Source organism: Thermomonospora cellulosilytica, from assembly GCF_014138835.1.
Lineage (GTDB): Bacteria > Actinomycetota > Actinomycetes > Streptosporangiales > Streptosporangiaceae > Thermomonospora > Thermomonospora amylolytica.
This window is the reverse complement of record NZ_JACJII010000001.1, coordinates 1487635-1504915: the sequence shown is the minus strand read 5'-3', so window position 1 is coordinate 1504915 and position 17281 is coordinate 1487635. Positions and strand designations below refer to the sequence as shown.

At 71.5% G+C, this 17281-nt stretch carries 11 protein-coding genes; 2 read left to right on the top strand and 9 right to left on the bottom strand.

Going from position 1 to position 17281, the window contains the following annotated elements; genetic code table 11:
* Nucleotides 1-104: 104 nt before the first annotated feature.
* From HNR21_RS07330 to HNR21_RS07320, 3 genes are all read right to left on the bottom strand, one after another.
* Nucleotides 105-1184 carry a serine hydrolase domain-containing protein gene (locus HNR21_RS07330; RefSeq protein ID WP_182704570.1) on the bottom strand — a complete coding sequence of 360 codons (1080 nt, stop codon included), beginning with the start codon at nucleotides 1182-1184 and terminating at the stop codon, nucleotides 105-107.
* A gap of 182 nt (nucleotides 1185-1366) precedes the next feature.
* Nucleotides 1367-4264, bottom strand: a complete 2898-nt coding sequence (locus HNR21_RS07325) for a peroxidase family protein (protein ID WP_220500066.1) — start codon at nucleotides 4262-4264, stop codon at nucleotides 1367-1369.
* Nucleotides 4265-4502: 238 nt separating this feature from the next.
* The gene (locus tag HNR21_RS07320; RefSeq protein ID WP_182704569.1) at nucleotides 4503-6095 is read right to left on the bottom strand and encodes a phospholipase effector Tle1 domain-containing protein; all 1593 of its coding nucleotides are present in this window, start codon (nucleotides 6093-6095) and stop codon (nucleotides 4503-4505) included.
* A gap of 459 nt (nucleotides 6096-6554) precedes the next feature.
* On the opposite strand from HNR21_RS07320, the gene HNR21_RS07315 reads away from it, so the two are divergent.
* The gene (locus HNR21_RS07315; protein ID WP_182704568.1) at nucleotides 6555-7784 is read left to right on the top strand and encodes a glycosyltransferase; all 1230 of its coding nucleotides are present in this window, start codon (nucleotides 6555-6557) and stop codon (nucleotides 7782-7784) included.
* Between the two features lie 96 nt (nucleotides 7785-7880).
* Here HNR21_RS07315 and HNR21_RS07310 read toward each other — a convergent pair whose 3' ends face one another.
* From HNR21_RS07310 to pdhA, 6 genes are all read right to left on the bottom strand, one after another.
* Nucleotides 7881-8801 (bottom strand): DUF1152 domain-containing protein, encoded by a 921-nt coding sequence (locus HNR21_RS07310; protein ID WP_246442015.1) that lies wholly within the window; start codon nucleotides 8799-8801, stop codon nucleotides 7881-7883.
* 366 nt (nucleotides 8802-9167) lie between these two features.
* Complete coding sequence (locus HNR21_RS07305; RefSeq protein ID WP_119726648.1) at nucleotides 9168-9380, bottom strand: YbdD/YjiX family protein; 213 nt, start codon at nucleotides 9378-9380, stop codon at nucleotides 9168-9170.
* Entirely contained in the window at nucleotides 9377-11518 is a 2142-nt protein-coding gene (locus HNR21_RS07300) for a carbon starvation CstA family protein (protein WP_182704566.1), read from the bottom strand. Before HNR21_RS07300 ends, HNR21_RS07305 begins: the two co-directional genes overlap by 4 nt.
* A gap of 427 nt (nucleotides 11519-11945) precedes the next feature.
* Entirely contained in the window at nucleotides 11946-13385 is a 1440-nt protein-coding gene (locus HNR21_RS07295) for a dihydrolipoamide acetyltransferase family protein (RefSeq protein WP_182704565.1), read from the bottom strand.
* Entirely contained in the window at nucleotides 13385-14368 is a 984-nt protein-coding gene (locus tag HNR21_RS07290; protein ID WP_119726646.1) for an alpha-ketoacid dehydrogenase subunit beta, read from the bottom strand. Before HNR21_RS07290 ends, HNR21_RS07295 begins: the two co-directional genes overlap by 1 nt.
* On the bottom strand, nucleotides 14365-15525 hold the full coding sequence (gene pdhA / locus HNR21_RS07285) for a pyruvate dehydrogenase (acetyl-transferring) E1 component subunit alpha (RefSeq protein ID WP_182704564.1): 1161 nt from the start codon (nucleotides 15523-15525) through the stop codon (nucleotides 14365-14367). The genes HNR21_RS07290 and pdhA overlap by 4 nt, the downstream gene beginning before the upstream one ends.
* 250 nt (nucleotides 15526-15775) lie before the next feature.
* On the opposite strand from pdhA, the gene HNR21_RS07280 reads away from it, so the two are divergent.
* A complete protein-coding gene (locus tag HNR21_RS07280) occupies nucleotides 15776-17224 on the top strand; it encodes an aldehyde dehydrogenase family protein (RefSeq protein ID WP_182704563.1) in 1449 nt (482 codons plus the stop codon).
* The last annotated feature ends 57 nt before the right edge of the window (nucleotides 17225-17281 follow it).

The following is a 17281-nucleotide window of genomic DNA, read 5'->3' as shown; positions in this document are numbered from 1 at the left end:
CACCTCCAGGAAGGCGTCCAGTGTCGGAGGTCACAGGGCGTCACCGCCGAGGGCTCCCGGAACGGGCGGGAGCACGCCGGGCCTGCGACCCAGGGCCGGCGTGCTCAGCCGTTGATGGCCTTGGTGACGGCCTCCACGGTGGAGAAGTCCATGCTCAGGCGGTTCTTGGTGACGGCGGCGGTGAGGCCGGTGGCGGTGTCGGCCCAGGCGTACGTTCCGCCGACGCCGGCCCAGCCGAAGACGGTCTGCTCGCCGGTGACGGGATGCCCGAGGGGGAAGCCCAGCCCGAACGCGGCCTCGTTCCCCATGATCTGGTCGGTGCCCTCGACCGCGACGGCGGTGATCTCGGTGAGGCGTTCGGGGGAGATCAGCCGGACGCCGTCCACGTTCCCCAGCAGCGCCGCGTACAGGCGGGCGACGGCGCGGGCGGTCATCTTGCCGCCTGCGGGGATGTCGGCGCGCAGCACCTGCGGCAGGTTCCCGAACGCGGCCGTCGGGAAGATCGCCTTGGGCGCGGTGGAGAACATCGGGGCGTCCTCGGGGATCTGCTCGAACCCCTTCGTCGCCTCCTCCGGCTCCTCCAGCACGGCGACCCGGCCCAGCTCCGGCTCGGGCATCCCGAAGTACATCTCGTCGGCGATCCCGAGCGGCCCGGCCACCTCCTCGCGCAGCACCTGCGAGATCGGCTTGCCGGTCACCCGGCGGACGACCTCGCCGAGGATGTAGCCGAAGGTGTAGGCGTGGTAGCCCAGCCTGGTCCCCGGCTCCCACCACAGCGTCGAGTCCGCGATCGCCGCGCAGATCCCGTCCCAGTCGCCGAGCGCGTCGGGGGTGGCGTCCGCGGGCATGGCCGGCACCCCGGCCGTGTGGGTCAGCACGTGCCGAACGGTCACCCCGCCCTTGCCGTGCGCCCCGAACTCCGGCCACAGCTCCGCGACCGGCGTGTCGTGCCCGAACGCCCCCCGCTCGATCAGCATCAGCACGATCGCCGAGGTCATCGTCTTGCCGACCGAGTAGCAGTAGATCGGCGTGTCCGGGGCGATCTTCCGCCCGCTCCGCGGATCCGCGACCCCCGCCACGGCGTCCACCACCAGTTCCCCGCCCCGGTAGACCGCCACCTGCATCCCGCGCTCGGCTCCCGACTCCACCAGCCCGTCGATGACCGCCTGCACCCGCTCCCGCATCCCGTCCTCCTCCGTCGATCCGCGCCTGTCACGAGTACGGACCGCCGAGACGTGCGGAACTCATCGCCCTCCGGCCGCCGAAACCGGACGCTTCGAGGAGCGCAGAAGCTTCGGCGGTCGCCGTAACGTCGTCCGGCAGGGGCGGGCGCCCCTGCCGGACCGCGTTCACGGACGTGCCGGTCTCACCGGCGCTTGACCCTCGGCTGCTCCTTGCCGGGCATGACCGGGCGCCACGGCGCGAACGCGCTGGCGTCCCTGGGCAGGAAGCCCGCCAGTTCGGGGCAGTGCCGCAGGATGACGCTCTTCATGCCGTTGCGCTCGATCCAGTCCATCCCCAGCGGGGTGTAGATCTCGGGCCGGTAGTCGACGGTGAGGAAGCGGTCGCTCTGCAGGCGGCGGCTCGCCATGAGGATGAAGATGCGGAAGGCGGTGTCGCTGAAGCCGAAGCCCTCGGGCGGGTTCTCCGCGAAGAGCCCGACCATGGTGTCGATCTCGTCGACGGAGCGGTAGACGTCCTTGAGCCGCGCCACCGTGTCCGGGTCGGAGGACAGGTCCTCGAAGCGCCGGATGCGCGGCTTGTGGACCCCGGCGCGGAAGTCGTTGTAGCGCGGGACGCCGCGGCGGCGGGTGCGGACGATGTCGACCACGGACAGGTCGATGATCTCCCCGTCCCGCTCGAACGTCTGCAGCGTGCGCGGATAGTTGAACAGGGTGATCGCCCCCGGATGGGCGATGCCGAACGAGTACAGCGCGTTCGGCAGGCCGACCTTGCGGAAGGCGGTCTCGGTGCGGGCGCCCATCACGTCGTTGAGGCTCAGCGTGTCCAGCAGCCGGCCGGAGCCGTGGTCGGCGATCTGGAAGTCGTCGGGGATCAGCGGATGCATCCGGTAGACGGTGACGAAGTCCTCCGTCAGCGAGTAGGGCACGCCGTGGTGCTCGGGCAGCGTCTCGGGGATGCCGGTCAGCGCATGCTCGTCCACCAGCCAGGCCCCCAGCCTGGTCAGCCAGTCCCGCGGGCCCGACCAGTTGGTGTTCAGCGCGATGTCGATCTCCTCGGTGGCCAGGATGGCGGGGGTCCACTCCACGGTGTGGATCTTGGCGATCAGGGCGGAGACGATCAGGCGGGCCGTGTGGTAGACGGCGTCCTCGTCCAGGCGCGGGTACTCGGCCCGCAGGGCCTCGCACACCGCGTTGTGCTCACGGGCGAACAGGGTGTGCATGACGCTGAGGCCCAGCCACCAGTTGTCCCTGAATCCCGTGATCGGGATGCCGCCGGGCCCCGACGGCAGGTGACCCTCCTCCAGGCGGAGCTTGGCGCCGCCGTCCTCGCGCAGGGACCTGGCGACGGCCTCGTCCCCGCCGTACACCTCCGAGCCGTCCCACCAGTGGGAGGCGTGGTTGGCGAACAGGATCGGCGGGCGCGTCCCGTCACCGGCCTGCAGGCCCTCGTCCTCGGCGAAGCGCATCACCTTCTCGGGCTTTCCGCCCGGGGTGTTGCGCCAGGTCATCCCGCGCGGCAGCGGCACCTCGACGCTGATGGTCCCGGCCGGGTACCGCTTGTGGTTGACCCAGTCGTGCACCTGGAACTGGATCCACGCGGCGGCGATGAGGTTCAGCGACCGCGCCGGGACGAACGCCTCGCGCTGGAGCAGTTCCCTGCTCACGGTCACCGGGTTGGGGGTGTCGAAGAGGTCGGGCCGGTGGACCGCCGGCATGTTGCGGCCGAACGCCGAGCCGACGGCCCCCATCGACGGCGCGGACAGGTCGTTGTACGACCCGTCGTAGCTGCGCCGCACCCGCATCTCCTCGGGGACGGGCTCGGGCACCGGATGCGTCTTCGGCACGCTCTCCCGGATCTCGGTGTCGATGAGGTTGTCGCGGCGCAGCACCTGCCGGAAGACCGTGAGGTTCAGGACGCCGAGCGGGGTCGGCAGCCGGTGCCACGGCACCACCCGGTTGACGACGTTGAACCCGGTCTCCAGGACCCGCCCGACAACCTGGTTGCGCATGGGCGTCGGAGTGAGGAACCGGTGGCCCAGGCGATGCGCGGCGGCGGCCTCGTAGGCGGCCTTGCGCGCCCGGTTCAGGTTGCCCAGCGGGCGGAACTCCTCCGTGGTGTTCCACGGGTCGAAGGCGAGTGCGTCGACGCGTTCGGCGATGGCGCGCGCCTCGGCCGTGTCGAGGTCCTGCCGCGGGATCGTCAGCGTCGCCACCGGAACGACGGGCGCGTCCTCGTCCCTCCATTCGGCCGCGCCGTTCTCCACGGGCGTGCGCTCGGTGTCCACGTAACGCTGCACGCACAGTTCGAAGACCACGTCCGACTTGGTCAGCCGCGTGGCGATCTCGTGCGCCAGATAGTCGGGGTCGCTCTTGGACGCGGGCGGGGCCGAGGGCGCGTCCGGGGCGGGGCGGAGCCGGTAACGCACCGGCCCGGCGGCCCCCCACATGATCGCGCCACGGCTCCAGTACGTCTCCAGCGCCAGGCTCCGCACCTCGCGGCCAGTGCCCGCGGCGATGTTCCGCCACATCCGCAGGGCCGAGCCCCAGCCCACCGCCAGGGGCAGCTTGGCCAGTAACGCGACCCCGGTGCTGAGCGGGTCGTCCGCGTCCGCCATGGCCTGCGCGAACGCCACGAACTCCCGGGCGTCCTTGGCGTGCGAGACCGGATGGTTCGTCATCAGCAGGTCGTGCACCCGATCGGGCCCCGCCTGGATCCGCAGCGCGACGCCGCGCAGATCGGGTGCGAAGTCCGGCTGCCGGATCCCGCTGGCGTTCGACAGCCGCACGATGACCGGATGGTCGGTCCCGGGCTGGGCGAAACCGACCCGCAGGTCCTCGGGAAGGTCCGTGCGGATGCTCAGCGTGGCGTTCTCCACCCCGAGGATCGCCTTCGCGTGGAAGGTCCGGTCGATGCCGGCGGCCCCGCCGCGCTCCCTGAGCTTCAACTGGACCTCCATGAGGTCCCGGGCGAGCTTTTCGAAGATCACCCTTTCGGCCTCGGGACTGCCGCCGAGATACTCCTCGTACTGCTCGGCCTTGGGAGCGCGCGGAGCCTCCCGGACAGGGCGCTCACGCTGCATGGTCTTCTACATTCCGTTCTCCTGCCTTGGGTACCTTGGGCCGGTTCGCTCCGTCGACGTTCCCCCGCCGAACACCGACCACCCGCGAGACGACCACAAAACCGGACAACGGCGGGACAGGCGGCCGGAGATTCGCCTTCAAGCACCGGTCACCCGTCCGGCCGCGAACCGGGCTATCTACCGGAAACGGAATGCCGGAATGCCGGTGCTTGACCCGGTGACTCCGCGGGGCGGCGGGTCAGCTTTTCCTGGTCACCGTGAGGCGCACGCTGCCCTCGTTGTTGCCGTAAAAGCCCCACGCGTCGTTGGCGAACGCGTAGAGATAGCCGCTCTTGGTCACACGATGGACCGTGCCGCCGCCGATGGCGATCCGCTCGTGCGTGCGCAGCGCCTTCCTGACGGGGACCGCGTTGTTGGCGACGACTCCGACCAGCGACATCCACGGCAGGTCCGCCTCACGGCGGGAGCCGATCGGCTTCGCCGCCTCGTTCCCGGACACCTTCCGGAAGAACTTCTCGCTGTACCCGATGAACGTCCCCAGAATGCGCAATCCCTCGGTCATCGGGTTGAACTGGCGCAGCCCGGTGGTGCCCGCGGGGCCGGACGGGATGCCGCGGTCGGTCCATTCCCCCACGGCGACGAATTCGTATTCGCCTTCCTCGAGGTAGAGCCCCGTCTCGTTCCACGGGTCGTAGGAGAACACGGTGACCGTCTTCGACTCCCCCGGGGCGAGCACCACGGTGGGCCGGTACGGCCCGCTGGTGATGGGCGCGTTCTGGTGGCGTTCGTAAACGGACTCGTGCAGCACGGGGTCCCGGTCGTAGGGGTCGATCAGGGGGACGGCCCTCGGCTGCGGCGCGAGGAAGACTTCGAGCCACGGCCTGAGCACCGGGTCGACCAGGGGTTCGAGCAGGCCGAACATGGCGCGGTCGTCGTCGTGGAGGACGTCGAGGGGGTCGGGCCGGATCTGGTCGATCGTCGTCTTGCGGAAGCCGAGATTGACGGCCTCGCGCGCCTCGTCGATCATCCACTGCAGGCTGCAGTCGCTCAGTCCCCGCTGCAGGTGGCCGCCGCCGACGTCCATGTGGCTGCCGGGGAACCACACCTGCTTGACGACCTGCTTCGGCCCGATGCCCCTCTTCGGCGCCGACTCCGTCCAGAGAGTGGGCGCATAGGGGCCACGGCGTTCGTCCATGGCCAGGGCGTGGCGGGCGTGCCGGACATACGGGTTGAGCGTCAGGTCATGGAAGTCATGACGGCTGCTTCTGTCCAGAAGATTGAGCCAGCCCAGGTAGTCCGGCACACCGAGCGCGCCGACCGTGTCCCACACCCCTATGAAGTGCACCGGGAACCCGGCCTTGTCGTCCGGGTCGAACCGGAACGACAGCCCGCGGCGCCAGCCGGTGTCCCCCTTACGGCGCGCCCGGTATCGGCGGCGGTAGATCTGGTCGATCTTCTTCCAGGTCATCGCCTCGCTCAGGCCGTTGGTCTCGATCAGGCCGCAGGCCGCGACCATTCCGGCCAGGCTGCGCACCGTGTAGGCCCCCCGGCTGAACCCGAACAGCGCGATGCGGTCCCCGGGCTCGTACCGTGTCGTCAGCCAGTGGTACGCGTCCTGCACCTGACGTTCCAGCCCCACCCCGGCGCCGCCGCCCAGCAGCCTGCCGACCAGGCCGCCCGAACTGCCGACCCCCGGCTGGTAGTAACCGAGTTGCCTGTTCCCGTCTTCGTCCTTGTCGTCCAGGGCGTTGTGCAGACGGCGCACGTTGGTGACGGACGCGATTTCAGGCGTGTTCCAGGTGCCGTCACAGGACACGATGAGATGACGCATGACACCCCCCGATGAGAAATCGACCGGGGGCGGTCGTGGTGCCTTCGGGCGACCTCGCGCGGCGGTGCGAGGATTTCAGGCGATTGCGCGTCGCGACCAGGCCCCCGCAACCGTCAACTGCCCTGCCGCTGCCGGCCCTAAACCGATGCCGTCGGGACGGCGCGGGGCTGTTCCAGCAGCTCAGGCGCTTGCCGCGGCGCGGAAGGCGCTCGGGACGGCCCTCCTCGAGGCGCGTTCACCGCAGCACGACGAGATCCGTGAGGCGACACGCCATCACCCCGTCGCCAAGGCCGGTCACGTGCCACCGGACCGTGAGGTTCGGGCCGCCGCGGGAGGAAAAATCCTTACCGTCTCCCGCCATTTTCAATATATAGCAGACCGGGGGACTTGCGGCAACCACCAGTTCATGCCGCACAATTGCTCGCCATGGCCGGAACCGACGAAAACGGGGGTCGAGAAATGCGTGTGGCGCTGTCGACATGGGGCGGGCGCGGAGACGTCGAGCCGCTGGTGGCGTTCGCCGTGCGGTTGCGGGAACACGGCGCGCAGGTGCGGGTGTGCGCGCCGCCAGACGAGGATTTCGCGCGGCGGCTGGACGCGGTCGGGGTGCCGCTGGTGCCGTTCGGCCCGTCGGCGCGCGCGGCGGCGACCCGGACGCCGTCGCCGGCCACGTCGTCCGCGGGGGAGATGGTGGCCCGGTACTCGGTCGAACTGGCCGCCGGTCATCGCGAGGTGTTCCTCGAGGTGGCCGAGGGATGCGACGTGCTGGTGGCGACCGGCGTCCCGGCGGTGCTGGCCGGGGCCCGGTCGGTGGCCGAGAAGCTCGGCATCCCCTGGATCCACGTGTCCTTTCAGCAGCTCACCCTGCCGTCGCCGTACCGTGCGCCGCTGGCCTACCCGGGCCAGGCCTACCCGCCGGAGGTGACCGACATCCCGACGCTGTGGAGGCTGCACGACCGGCACATGAACGCGATCTTCGGCGAGGCGGTCAACGCCACCCGGACCGCGCTGGGCCTGCCGCCGGTGGACGACGTCGCATCCTTCCTGTTCGGCGGGCGGAACTGGCTGGCCAGCGATCCGGTCCTGGACCCGTGGCGGGAGCCGGCGGACCTGGACGTCCTGCAGACCGGCGCCTGGTTCCTGCACGACGAACGCCCCCTCACCGGCGATCTGCAGGCGTTCCTGGACGCGGGCGAGCCGCCGGTGTACGTGGGATTCGGCAGCATGCCGATGAAGGCGTCGCCGGACCCGTCCCGTGCGGTCATCGAGGCGGTCCGCGCGCACGGCCGCCGCGCGGTGCTCATGCGCGGCTGGGCCGGCCTGTCCGCGGTCGACGAGGCCGGCGACTGCTTCGTCGTCGGCGAGGTCAACCATCGGGCGCTGTTCCCCCGCGTGGCCGCGGTCGTCCACCACGGCGGCGCGGGCACCACGGCGACGACCGCCCGCGCCGGCACGCCGCAGGTGGTCGTCCCGCAGGGGGCGGACCAGCCGTACTGGGCACGCCGCGTCGCCGAGCTGGGCATCGGCGCGGCCCATGACGGCCCGGCCCCGACCGCCGAGTCGCTGGCGTCCGCGCTGGAGACGGCGCTGGACCCCGGGACCACCGAACGAGCGGCCGCGCTGGCGGGGGAAGTCCGCACGGACGGCGCGGCGACGGCCGCGAAGCTGCTGGTCGAGCAGTTCGGCTGAGGAACGGACCGCAGCGCGCCGAAGAACGCCGGGTGAGCGGTGCCGCTCGGCGAGGCCGCCCACGTCCCCCAGGACGGCCGCCCGAGGAGGAAAGGCTCAGTGCGGGATCGTCCTTGGGGGACGTCGGCGGACGTTCTCACGGAAGCCGTCGATGACGGAGCCGACCTGGCGCATCAGCACGGTGCCGGTCAGGCGCTCCAGATAGAGGGAGCGTCCGGCCAGCCCGTCCAGGTCGACGACGAAGTAGAGCGTCATCAGCGGGTTGATGAACAGCTCGCTCCTGCGGGTCCGTTCGGTGAACTGCACGTTCCCGAACTGACCGCGCAGGGCGGCGGCGATCGAGCCGTTCACGATGCTGGGACGTTCCGGCGTGGCGGCCTGGGCGTCGGCGACCGCGTCCAGGTAGAGCGCGCCCTCCCGGCTGTTCCGGGGCACCGAGAACGCCCCGAGGTAATGACCGGAGGCGTCCAGCGCCGCGAGGTTCTCCAGCACCTGGGCGTGGTTGACCCCGTGATAGGCGTCGACCCCGAAACCCACGCAGGCGACGACCTTCTCCGGAACGTCGAGCCGGTGCACCGCGGCCAGGCTCGCCATGTCCTCCTCGGGCGTGCCGAGCCCCGCCTCGTCCCCCCGCATCAGGATGTCGGTCCCGCCGTCCACCAGCACGATCGCGTCGATCCCCAGATGCGAGACCAACGCCCGGTACGCCGCGGTCAGCGGCCGCACCCCCACCTTGGGGAACGCGTACACCGTCGAAGGCAGGCCCTGCCGTTCCAGCCACCGCGCCAGCACGCCCTCCGGGAAGTAGTCCGAAGGCCCCTTGGTCTCCGGCGTGACGGCCGCGACGTCCGGCTCGAGCCACACCTCGTCGTCCAGCCCGTACAGGAAGCTGAACGACAGGTTCGCCAGATGGACCCGCTTGCCGGACTCCATCAGCGCCAAGGCGATGGGCAGCCCCGCGTACACGTCGAAGCCCCCGCCGGCCCCCGCCACCAGAACCCGCTCAGCCCCCTTCAACCGCGTGAACAAAGGGGGCTCGACCAAGGAGAACACCCCCGGAACATAGCAATCCGGGCGGCCTCCTGCGGCGTCACCGTCCCGCGCTCGGCCAGCCGCCGCCGGGCCTGCGCCACCAGCTCGACGAACTCCTCCTCGTGCCCGCCGGCCCCGCACCTGAGCGAAGAGGGGCCACCCGCTGGCGCCCCATCGAGGACACCGACCTCGACGGCGACGCCACAGCCACGGCGGCTTCTTCGCTGCACCGCCGACCACCGGCACCCGTGGTCTTCTACCTGCAGTGAGCCTTTTCGGCATCCGTCGGCGGTCCGGACACGGCAGGACCCCGCCCCCAGGGGCCGGGGCGGGGTCCTGTGCGGATCGGGGTCAGCAGCAGGTGGTGCGGGGGTTGGTGTCCCGGTCGTCGGTGTGCCTGCGCCAGAACTCGCGTTCGGACATCACCGGCTCGCCGGGGTGGTGGCGGCGGTGGTGCTCGACGTAGATCTCGTAGGCGCGCTCGCCGGAGAACTCGCGGAACAGGTGCCAGGCGTTGCGCAGACGGGTCCGCAACGCTGCGGGCAGGGACGCGGTGCGGGTCATGACGGGACCCCGGCGGCTTCCTCCTCGCGTTCCTTCATGATGCGGCGTTCCTCGGCGGTGGCGATGAGACCGGACGGGGCCCAGGTCTTGGACTCGACGTACGGGTCCTCGTGGATGGGCAGGGTGCCGCCGGCGCGCAGGGCCTTGATCCAGACGCGGGCCGCGTCGACCAGGATCACCACGACCAGGAGGGCGAAGAAGGCGGCGAGGATGCCGTCCAGGGTGGTGTTGAAGACCACCTGCTCCATCTGCTCGGGTGTCTTGGCGGTGCCGAGCGAGGTCTTGCCCGCGTCCAGGGCGTCCTGGAACTGCTCGCGCTGGGCGAAGAAGCCGACCTTGGGATCGTCGGAGAACACCTTCTGCCAGGAGGCGGTCAGGGTGACCACGGCGTCCCAGGCCAGCGGGATGATGGTCACCCACGCCCACTTGGCCCGGCCGGACTTGATCAGCAGGGTGGTGCAGACCGCCAGGGCGATCGCCGCCAGCAACTGGTTGGCGATGCCGAACAGCGGGAAGAGCTGGTTGATCCCGCCGAGCGGGTCGCGCACGCCGGCCCACAGGAAGTAGCCCCAGGCCCCGACGATGATCGCGCTGGCCGCGTAGACGCCGGGCTTCCAGCTCACGTCGCCGGCCTTCTTCCACACGTTCCCGACCGTGTCCTGCAGCATGAACCGCCCGACCCGGGTGCCGGCGTCCACCGTGGTCAGGATGAACAGCGCCTCGAACATGATCGCGAAGTGGTACCAGAACGCCTGGAACGAGGCCCCGCCGAAGATGTCGGACAGGATGTAGCTGATCCCCACGGCCAGGGTGGGCGCGCCGCCGCTCCGGCCGACCAGGGTCTCCTCCTCGACCGCGGCGGCCGCCGCGGCGAGCTGGTCGGGGGTGATGGTGAAGCCGATCTGGGCGACCGCCGCCGAGGCCGACTCCAGGGTCCCGCCGAGCGCCGGGCCCGGCATGTTCATCGCGAAGTACAGGCCCGGGTCGATGATGCAGGCCGCCACCAGGGCCATGACCGCCACGAACGACTCGGTCAGCATGCCGCCGTAGCCGATCACCCGGACCTGGGACTCCTTCATGATCATCTTGGGCGTGGTGCCGGAGGACACCAGCGCGTGGAAGCCCGACAGCGCGCCGCAGGCGATGATGATGAACACGAACGGGAACAGCGAGCCGGCGAACACCGGGCCCTGCCCGTTGAACGCGAAGTCGGTGAACGCCTCGGTCCGCAGCGTCGGCCAGGCCAGCAGGATCGACACCGCCAGCAGCACGACCACGCCGACCTTCATGAACGCGCTCAGGTAGTCGCGCGGCGCCAGCAGCATCCACACCGGCAGCACCGAGGCCACGAACCCGTAGACCACCAGCGAGATCACCAGCGCCTCGCCGGACAGGGTGAAGGTGTCGGCCAGCCCGGACTCGGCCACCCAGCCGCCGGCCACGATCGCCAGCAGCAGCAGCGCGACGCCGATCGCGGAGGTCTCCACCACCCGGCCGGGCCGCAGGTAGCGCAGGTAGAAGCCCATGAACAGGGCGATCGGGATGGTCATCGCGATGGAGAAGGTGCCCCACGGGGAGTCCTTCAGGGCGTTCACGACGACCAGCGCCAGCACCGCCAGCAGGATGATCATGATGGACAGCACCGCGATCAGCGCGGCCACCCCGCCGACCGGGCCGATCTCCTGCCGGGCCATCTGGCCCAGGCTGCGGCCGCCGCGGCGCATGGAGAAGAACAGCACCACCATGTCCTGGACGGCGCCGGCGAAGATCACGCCGACGATGATCCAGATGGTGCCGGGCAGATAGCCCATCTGCGCCGCCAGCACCGGCCCGACCAGCGGCCCGGCCCCGGCGATGGCGGCGAAGTGGTGGCCGAACAGCACCCGGCGGTCGGTGGGGTGGTAGTCGACGCCGTTGTTGAGCCGTTCGGCGGGGGTGGCGCGGGTGTCGTCCACCTTGAGCACCCGGTAGGCGATGAACCGGGCGTAGAAGCGGTAGGCGATGGCGTACGAGGCGACGGCCGCGAACACCAGCCAGGCCGCGGAGACCTCCTCGCCGCGGACCAGGGCGATCATGGCCCAGGCGACGGCGCCGAGCACGCTGACCGCGCCCCAGATGAGCATCTGCCGGGGGGTCATCCGGCGACGCGGGGGGGAACTCGCCGGAGTGGTTGTCGTCGACACGGTGTCCTCCCGAGGGAGTGACCGCTTGGTCACATGGGGTGGATGGGGTGCGCCTCTCCCCACGGGCCCGGCGTCGCCGCACACCCGGCACACCGGGCTCGCCGAGAAAGGTCCTGTGATCGATTCCCCTCCCTGATATCACCCCAAACCATGCGTGAGCATTGTGGAAAACCGACGAATTCCGCTCTTGAGCATGCCGTCCGCCGACCTGGCGAACGGTTCGGCGGCCGGCCGCCGGAACTCCGTGCATCTCCGCATGACCAGGGATCTTCTCTCCGCCCACGGCACCGGACGGACGACGGACCCGCCGGGCCGAGGGCGTGCCGGGGCCGGGTGAGGCCCGCCCGGTGGAGGGGGGCCGGGCGGGCCTCGTGGCGGACGGTCAGCTCCAGGCCAGCAGCCGGAGCGGGTTCTCCAGCATGGCGCCGACGTCCCGCAGGACCGCCGAGCCCAGCTCGCCGTCCACGATGCGGTGGTCGAACGACAGGGCCAGCGTGGTCACCTTGCGGATCGCCAGCTCGCCCTCATGCACCCACGGCATGTCCCGGACCTGGCCGAACGCCAGGATCGCCGACTCGCCCGGGGTGAGGATCGGGGTGCCGCCGTCCACCCCGAACACCCCGATGTTGGTGATGGTGATCGTGCCGTTCGCCATGTCGGCGGGCTGGGTGCGCCCGGCGCGGGCGGTCTCGGCCAGCTCGCCCAGCGCCGCCGCCAGCTCCGGCAGGGTGAGCCGGTCGGCGTCCTTGATGTTGGGCACGAGCAGCCCGCGCGGGGTGGCGACGGCGATGCCGAGATTGACATAGTGCCTGACCACGATCTCGTCGCCGGAGCCGTTCCCGTCGACCCAGGCCGAGTTGATCATCGGGTGCCGCCGCACCGCGGTCAGCAGCGCCTTGGCCACCAGCAGCAGCGGCGACACCTTGACCTCGGCGAACTCCGGCAGTTCCCGCAGCCGCCGCACCGTCTCCATCATCTCGGTGACGTCGACCTGCAGGAACTCCGTCACCTGCGGGGCGGTGAACGCCGACCGCACCATCGCCGCGGCCGTGCTCTTGCGCACCCCCTTGACCGGGATCCGCTCCTCCCGGACGCCGGGAGGCGCGGCGGGGGCGTGCCCGTTCGCCTGGACGGGCGCGGGCGCGGCCTCCTGCGGCGGAGCGGGCGGTGCGACGGCGGCCGGGCCCTGCGGGGCCGGGGCCAGGCCGGTCCGCTGCTGGGCGGCCAGGCGCACGTCGTCGCGGGTGATGGTGCCGTGCGGGCCGGTGCCGGTGACCGTGGACAGGTCCACGCCCAGGTCACGGGCCATCTTGCGGACCGGGGGCTTGGCCAGCGCACGCGCGGCCGTTCCCGCGGGCCGGGCCGCCGGGGCCGGGCGCTTGCGGGGACGGCGGCGGGTCGCGCCCGGCTTGACCCCGTACCCCACCAGGAGCGGCTGGCGCTCGGCCTTGTCCGGCCCGGTGTCCGGGCCGATGTGCGTGCCCGGGTCGACCGCCGCCGACGGGACCAGGTCCTCCTTCATCGCCGCGGCCTGGGCGGGCGGCTCCGAGGTCGGGGTCGCCACCGACGCCTCGCCGGAGGAGGTGTCCACCGCGATGATCGGCGTCCCGACGTCGACCGTGCGGCCCTCCTCGACCAGCAGCGCGGCCACCACGCCCTCGTACGGGCAGGGCAGCTCCACGATGGCCTTGGCGGTCTCGATCTCCACGATGGTCTGGTTGATCTCGACCCGGTCGCCCGGCTGGACGTGCCAGCGGACGATCTCCGCCTCGGTCAGCCCCTCCCCCACGTCGGGGAGCTTGAACTCCTTGACGTCGGTCATCACCACTCCATCACCCGGTCGACGGCGTCCATCACCCGGTCCAGGTCGGGCAGGTAGTGCTCCTCCAGCCGGTTCGCCGGGTACGGCGTGGAGAACCCGCCGACCCGCAGCACCGGGGCCTCCAGGTGGTAGAAGCACTTCTCGCTGATGCGCGCGGCCAGCTCCGCCCCGTAGCCGGAGAACACCGGGGCCTCGTGCACCACCACGCACCGGCCGGTGCGCCGCACCGACTCCTCGACGGTGCCGAAGTCCAGCGGGTTGAGCGACCGCAGGTCGATGACCTCCAGCGAACGCTCCTCCTCCAGCGCGGCCGACGCCGCCTCCAGGCAGGTCTTCACCATCGGCCCGTACGCCAGCACGGTCACGTCCGAGCCGGGCTGCACCACCCGCGCCCGGTCCAGCGGCAGCCAGTCGCCCGACCGGTCCACCGGGGCCTTGTCCCAGTAGCGCCGCTTGGGCTCGAAGAAGATGACCGGGTCGTCGCAGGCCACCGACTGCTGGATCATCGAGTACGCGTCGGCCGGGTTGGAGCACGCCACCACGCGCAGCCCGGCGGTGTGGGTGAAGTACACCTCCGGCGACTCGCTGTGGTGCTCGACCGCCCCGATGCCGCCGCCGCACGGGATGCGGATGACGACCGGCAGCTTGAGCGCGCCCTGCGAGCGCAGCCGCATCTTGGCGAGCTGGGTGATGATCTGGTCGGCGGCCGGGAACACGAACCCGTCGAACTGGATCTCCACGATCGGCCGGTAGCCGCGCAGCGCCAGCCCGATCGCCGTGCCCACGATGCCGGACTCGGCCAGCGGGGTGTCGATGACCCGGTCCTCGCCGAAGTCCTTCTGCAGCCCGTCGGTCACCCGGAAGACGCCGCCGAGCCGACCGACGTCCTCGCCCATCACCAGGACCTTCGGGTCGTCCTCCAGGGCCCGGCGCAGTCCCTCGTTCAGCGCCTTGCCCAGCGTCAGGGTCTCGGTGGTGCTCACGACCCGCTCCCCTCGGTCTCGAACGACTCCAGATAGGCCGCGAACTGCTCCTGCTCCTCGCTGATCAGCGCGTGCGGCTCGGCGTAGACGTTGCGGAAGATCTCCATCGGCTGGGGGTCGGGCAGCGCCAGGCAGCGACGGCGCAGGTCGGCCGCGTACTGCTTGGCCTCGGCGTCGACCTCGTCGAAGAACGCCGTGTCGGCGAGGTCGCCGCGCACCAGGTACGCCTTGACCCGCTCGATGGGGTCCTTGAGCTTCCACGCCTCCAGTTCCGCCTCCAGCCGGTAGCGGGTGGGGTCGTCGGTGGTGGTGTGGGCGCCCATCCGGTACGTGAACGCCTCGATCAGCGTCGGCCCCTGACCGCTGCGGGCGGCCTCCAGCGCCTTGCGGGTCACCGCCAGGCAGGCGAACACGTCGTTGCCGTCCACCCGCAGCCCGGGGAAGCCGAAGCCCTGCGCCCGCCGGTAGAGCGGGATGCGGGACTGCTTCTCCAGCGGCTCGGAGATGGCCCACTGGTTGTTCTGGCAGAAGAACACGATCGGGGCGTTGAACACCGAGGCGAACACGAACGACTCGTTCACGTCGCCCTGCGAGGTCGCCCCGTCGCCGAAGTAGGCGATCGTGGCGGCGGCGTTCTCGGTCCCCAGCACGCCGTCCCGCTGGATGCCCATGGCGTAGCCGGTGGCGTGCAGGGTCTGGCTGCCGATCACGACCGTGTAGAGGTGGAAGTTGTGCTCGGCGGGGTCCCAGCCGCAGTTGCTCAGCCCGCGGAACATGGCCAGCACCTTCAGCGGGTCCAGGCCCCGCGTCCAGGCCACCCCGTGCTCCCGGTAGGTGGGGAACACCATGTCGCGTTCGGCCAGGGCGCGGCCGGAGCCGACCTGGGCGGCCTCCTGCCCCAGCAGCGACGCCCACAGTCCCAGCTCGCCCTGCCGGGTCAGCGCGACGGCCTCCATGTCGATCCGGCGCACCATCACCAGATCGCGGTAGAGGCCGCGGACCTCTTCGGGGGTCAGGTCGAGGGGATAGTCGGGGTGCTCCACCCGCACGCCCTCGGGCGTGAGCAGCTGGATGAGTTCCGGCGAGGCCTCGGTGAGGCCGGAGGGGTCGCCGGCGGCGCCGGGCGACGGCGCACCGCGCGCGGAGTCGATGGTCACGTCTCACTCCTCGTCCAGGGCCGGCACACGGGGTCACCGCGGTCCGGCCGACGTCAGAGCCCGCTCCCCCGGGGGTCTGGGGGAAGGTCTCAGTGGTCAATCGTGTCAGATCTCACACCGAGGAGCGCAAGCCCTGATTTGCCTGGATCACTACCCGCCCTGGGGGCATAACCATCCAGCCCCGGGGCCGGACGGCCCTCGGGCCCCGCCAGTCACACCAGGCACACAGATCACGAGGAGGGCCGCGACGATGGACACCGACGAGCCCCGCTTCGACGTTCCCGGCATGCTGATCAACGGCGAGTGGATCCCCACCGGCGAGAACGGCCGGTCGGAGGTGCGCGCCCCCTACGACGGCTCCCTGGTCGCGCAGGTGCCCGCGGCGGGCCCGCGGGACGTGGACCACGCCGTGCGGGCCGCCGCCGACGCGCTGCGCCGCGACGACTTCCCCCGGGCGGACCGGGTGCGGGTGCTGGAGCAGACCGCCGCCGCGCTGAACGACCGCCGGGACCACTTCGCCAGGGCGATCGCGCTGGAGGCCGCCAAGCCGCTCAAGACGGCGCGGGTGGAGGCGGCCCGCGCGGTGGAGACGTTCGCGTTCGCGGCGGCGGAGGCGCGCAGGTTCACCGGCGAGGTGGTCGCGATGGACGCCACCCCGCCGGGGGCCGGCAAGACGGGCTTCACGCTGCGGGTGCCGGTGGGGGTGGTGGCGGCGATCTCGCCGTTCAACTTCCCGCTCAACCTGGTGGCGCACAAGGTCGCCCCGGCGATCGCGGCGGGCTGCCCGGTGGTGCTCAAGCCCGCCTCGCAGACCCCGGTGTCGGCGATCCTGCTGGCGGAGCTGCTGGACGGGCTGGGCGTGCCGTCCGGGTGGATCAACGTGGTCACCGGCGGCGGGGGCACCGTGGGCGACGCGCTGGCCACGCACGACGACGTGGCCTACGTCACGTTCACCGGGTCGGCCGAGGTCGGCTGGGGGATGGCGGCCAAGGCGGCGCGCAAGAAGGTCAGGCTGGAGCTGGGCTCCAACTCGCCGCTCATCGTGGACTCCCCGTCGGACTGGCGGACCGCCGCGTCGAAGGCTGCGGTGGCGGGGTTCGCGCACGCGGGCCAGTCGTGCATCTCGACGCAGCGGATCTACCTGCATCACGACATCGCCGACGACTTCCTCGAGGAGATGCTGCCGCGGGTGGAGGACCTGCGGCTGGGCGACCCGCTGGACGAGCACACCGACGTGTCGTGCCTGATCACGCGGGACGACACCGCCCGCGTGAAGGAGTGGGTGCAGGAGGCGGTCACGGCCGGGGCCAAGCTCCTCACCGGCGGCGAGGCCGCGCAGAACGGCGTCTTCCGGCCGACCGTCCTGGAGGGGCCGCCGCCGAACACGCGGGTGCAGTGCGAGGAGGTGTTCGGCCCGGTCGTGACCGTCACCCGGTACGACGAGTTCGACGAGGCCCTGCACCTGGCCGACGACTCCCGGTACGGGCTGCAGGCGGGCGTGTTCACCTCCGACCTGGGCAAGGCGCTCAAGGCCGCCAGGTCCCTGCACTTCGGGGGCGTGCTCATCAACGAGGTGCCGACCGTCCGCGCCGACCAGCAGCCGTACGGCGGGGTGCGCGACTCCGGCAACACCCGTGAGGGGCCCGCGTACGCGATCCAGGAGATGACCGAGCCCCGCCTGATCACCCTCCAGCCCTGACCCGCAGGGGGTACGGCGCCGTGCCCCCCGCGCGGCGGCCTCCGGCCCCGGACGGCC

Bases quoted from the DNA above. Each gene is read 5' to 3' on its own strand.
- HNR21_RS07325 (WP_220500066.1), bottom strand. From the start codon at position 4,264: ATGCAGCGTGAGCGCCCTGTCCGGGAGGCTCCGCGCGCTCCCAAGGCC.
- HNR21_RS07300 (WP_182704566.1), bottom strand. From the start codon at position 11,518: ATGACCCCCCGGCAGATGCTCATCTGGGGCGCGGTCAGCGTGCTCGGC.
- HNR21_RS07295 (WP_182704565.1), bottom strand. From the start codon at position 13,385: ATGACCGACGTCAAGGAGTTCAAGCTCCCCGACGTGGGGGAGGGGCTG.
- HNR21_RS07330 (WP_182704570.1), bottom strand. From the start codon at position 1,184: ATGCGGGAGCGGGTGCAGGCGGTCATCGACGGGCTGGTGGAGTCGGGA.
- HNR21_RS07320 (WP_182704569.1), bottom strand. From the start codon at position 6,095: ATGCGTCATCTCATCGTGTCCTGTGACGGCACCTGGAACACGCCTGAA.
- HNR21_RS07280 (WP_182704563.1), top strand. From the start codon at position 15,776: ATGGACACCGACGAGCCCCGCTTCGACGTTCCCGGCATGCTGATCAAC.
- HNR21_RS07315 (WP_182704568.1), top strand. From the start codon at position 6,555: ATGCGTGTGGCGCTGTCGACATGGGGCGGGCGCGGAGACGTCGAGCCG.
- HNR21_RS07305 (WP_119726648.1), bottom strand. From the start codon at position 9,380: ATGACCCGCACCGCGTCCCTGCCCGCAGCGTTGCGGACCCGTCTGCGC.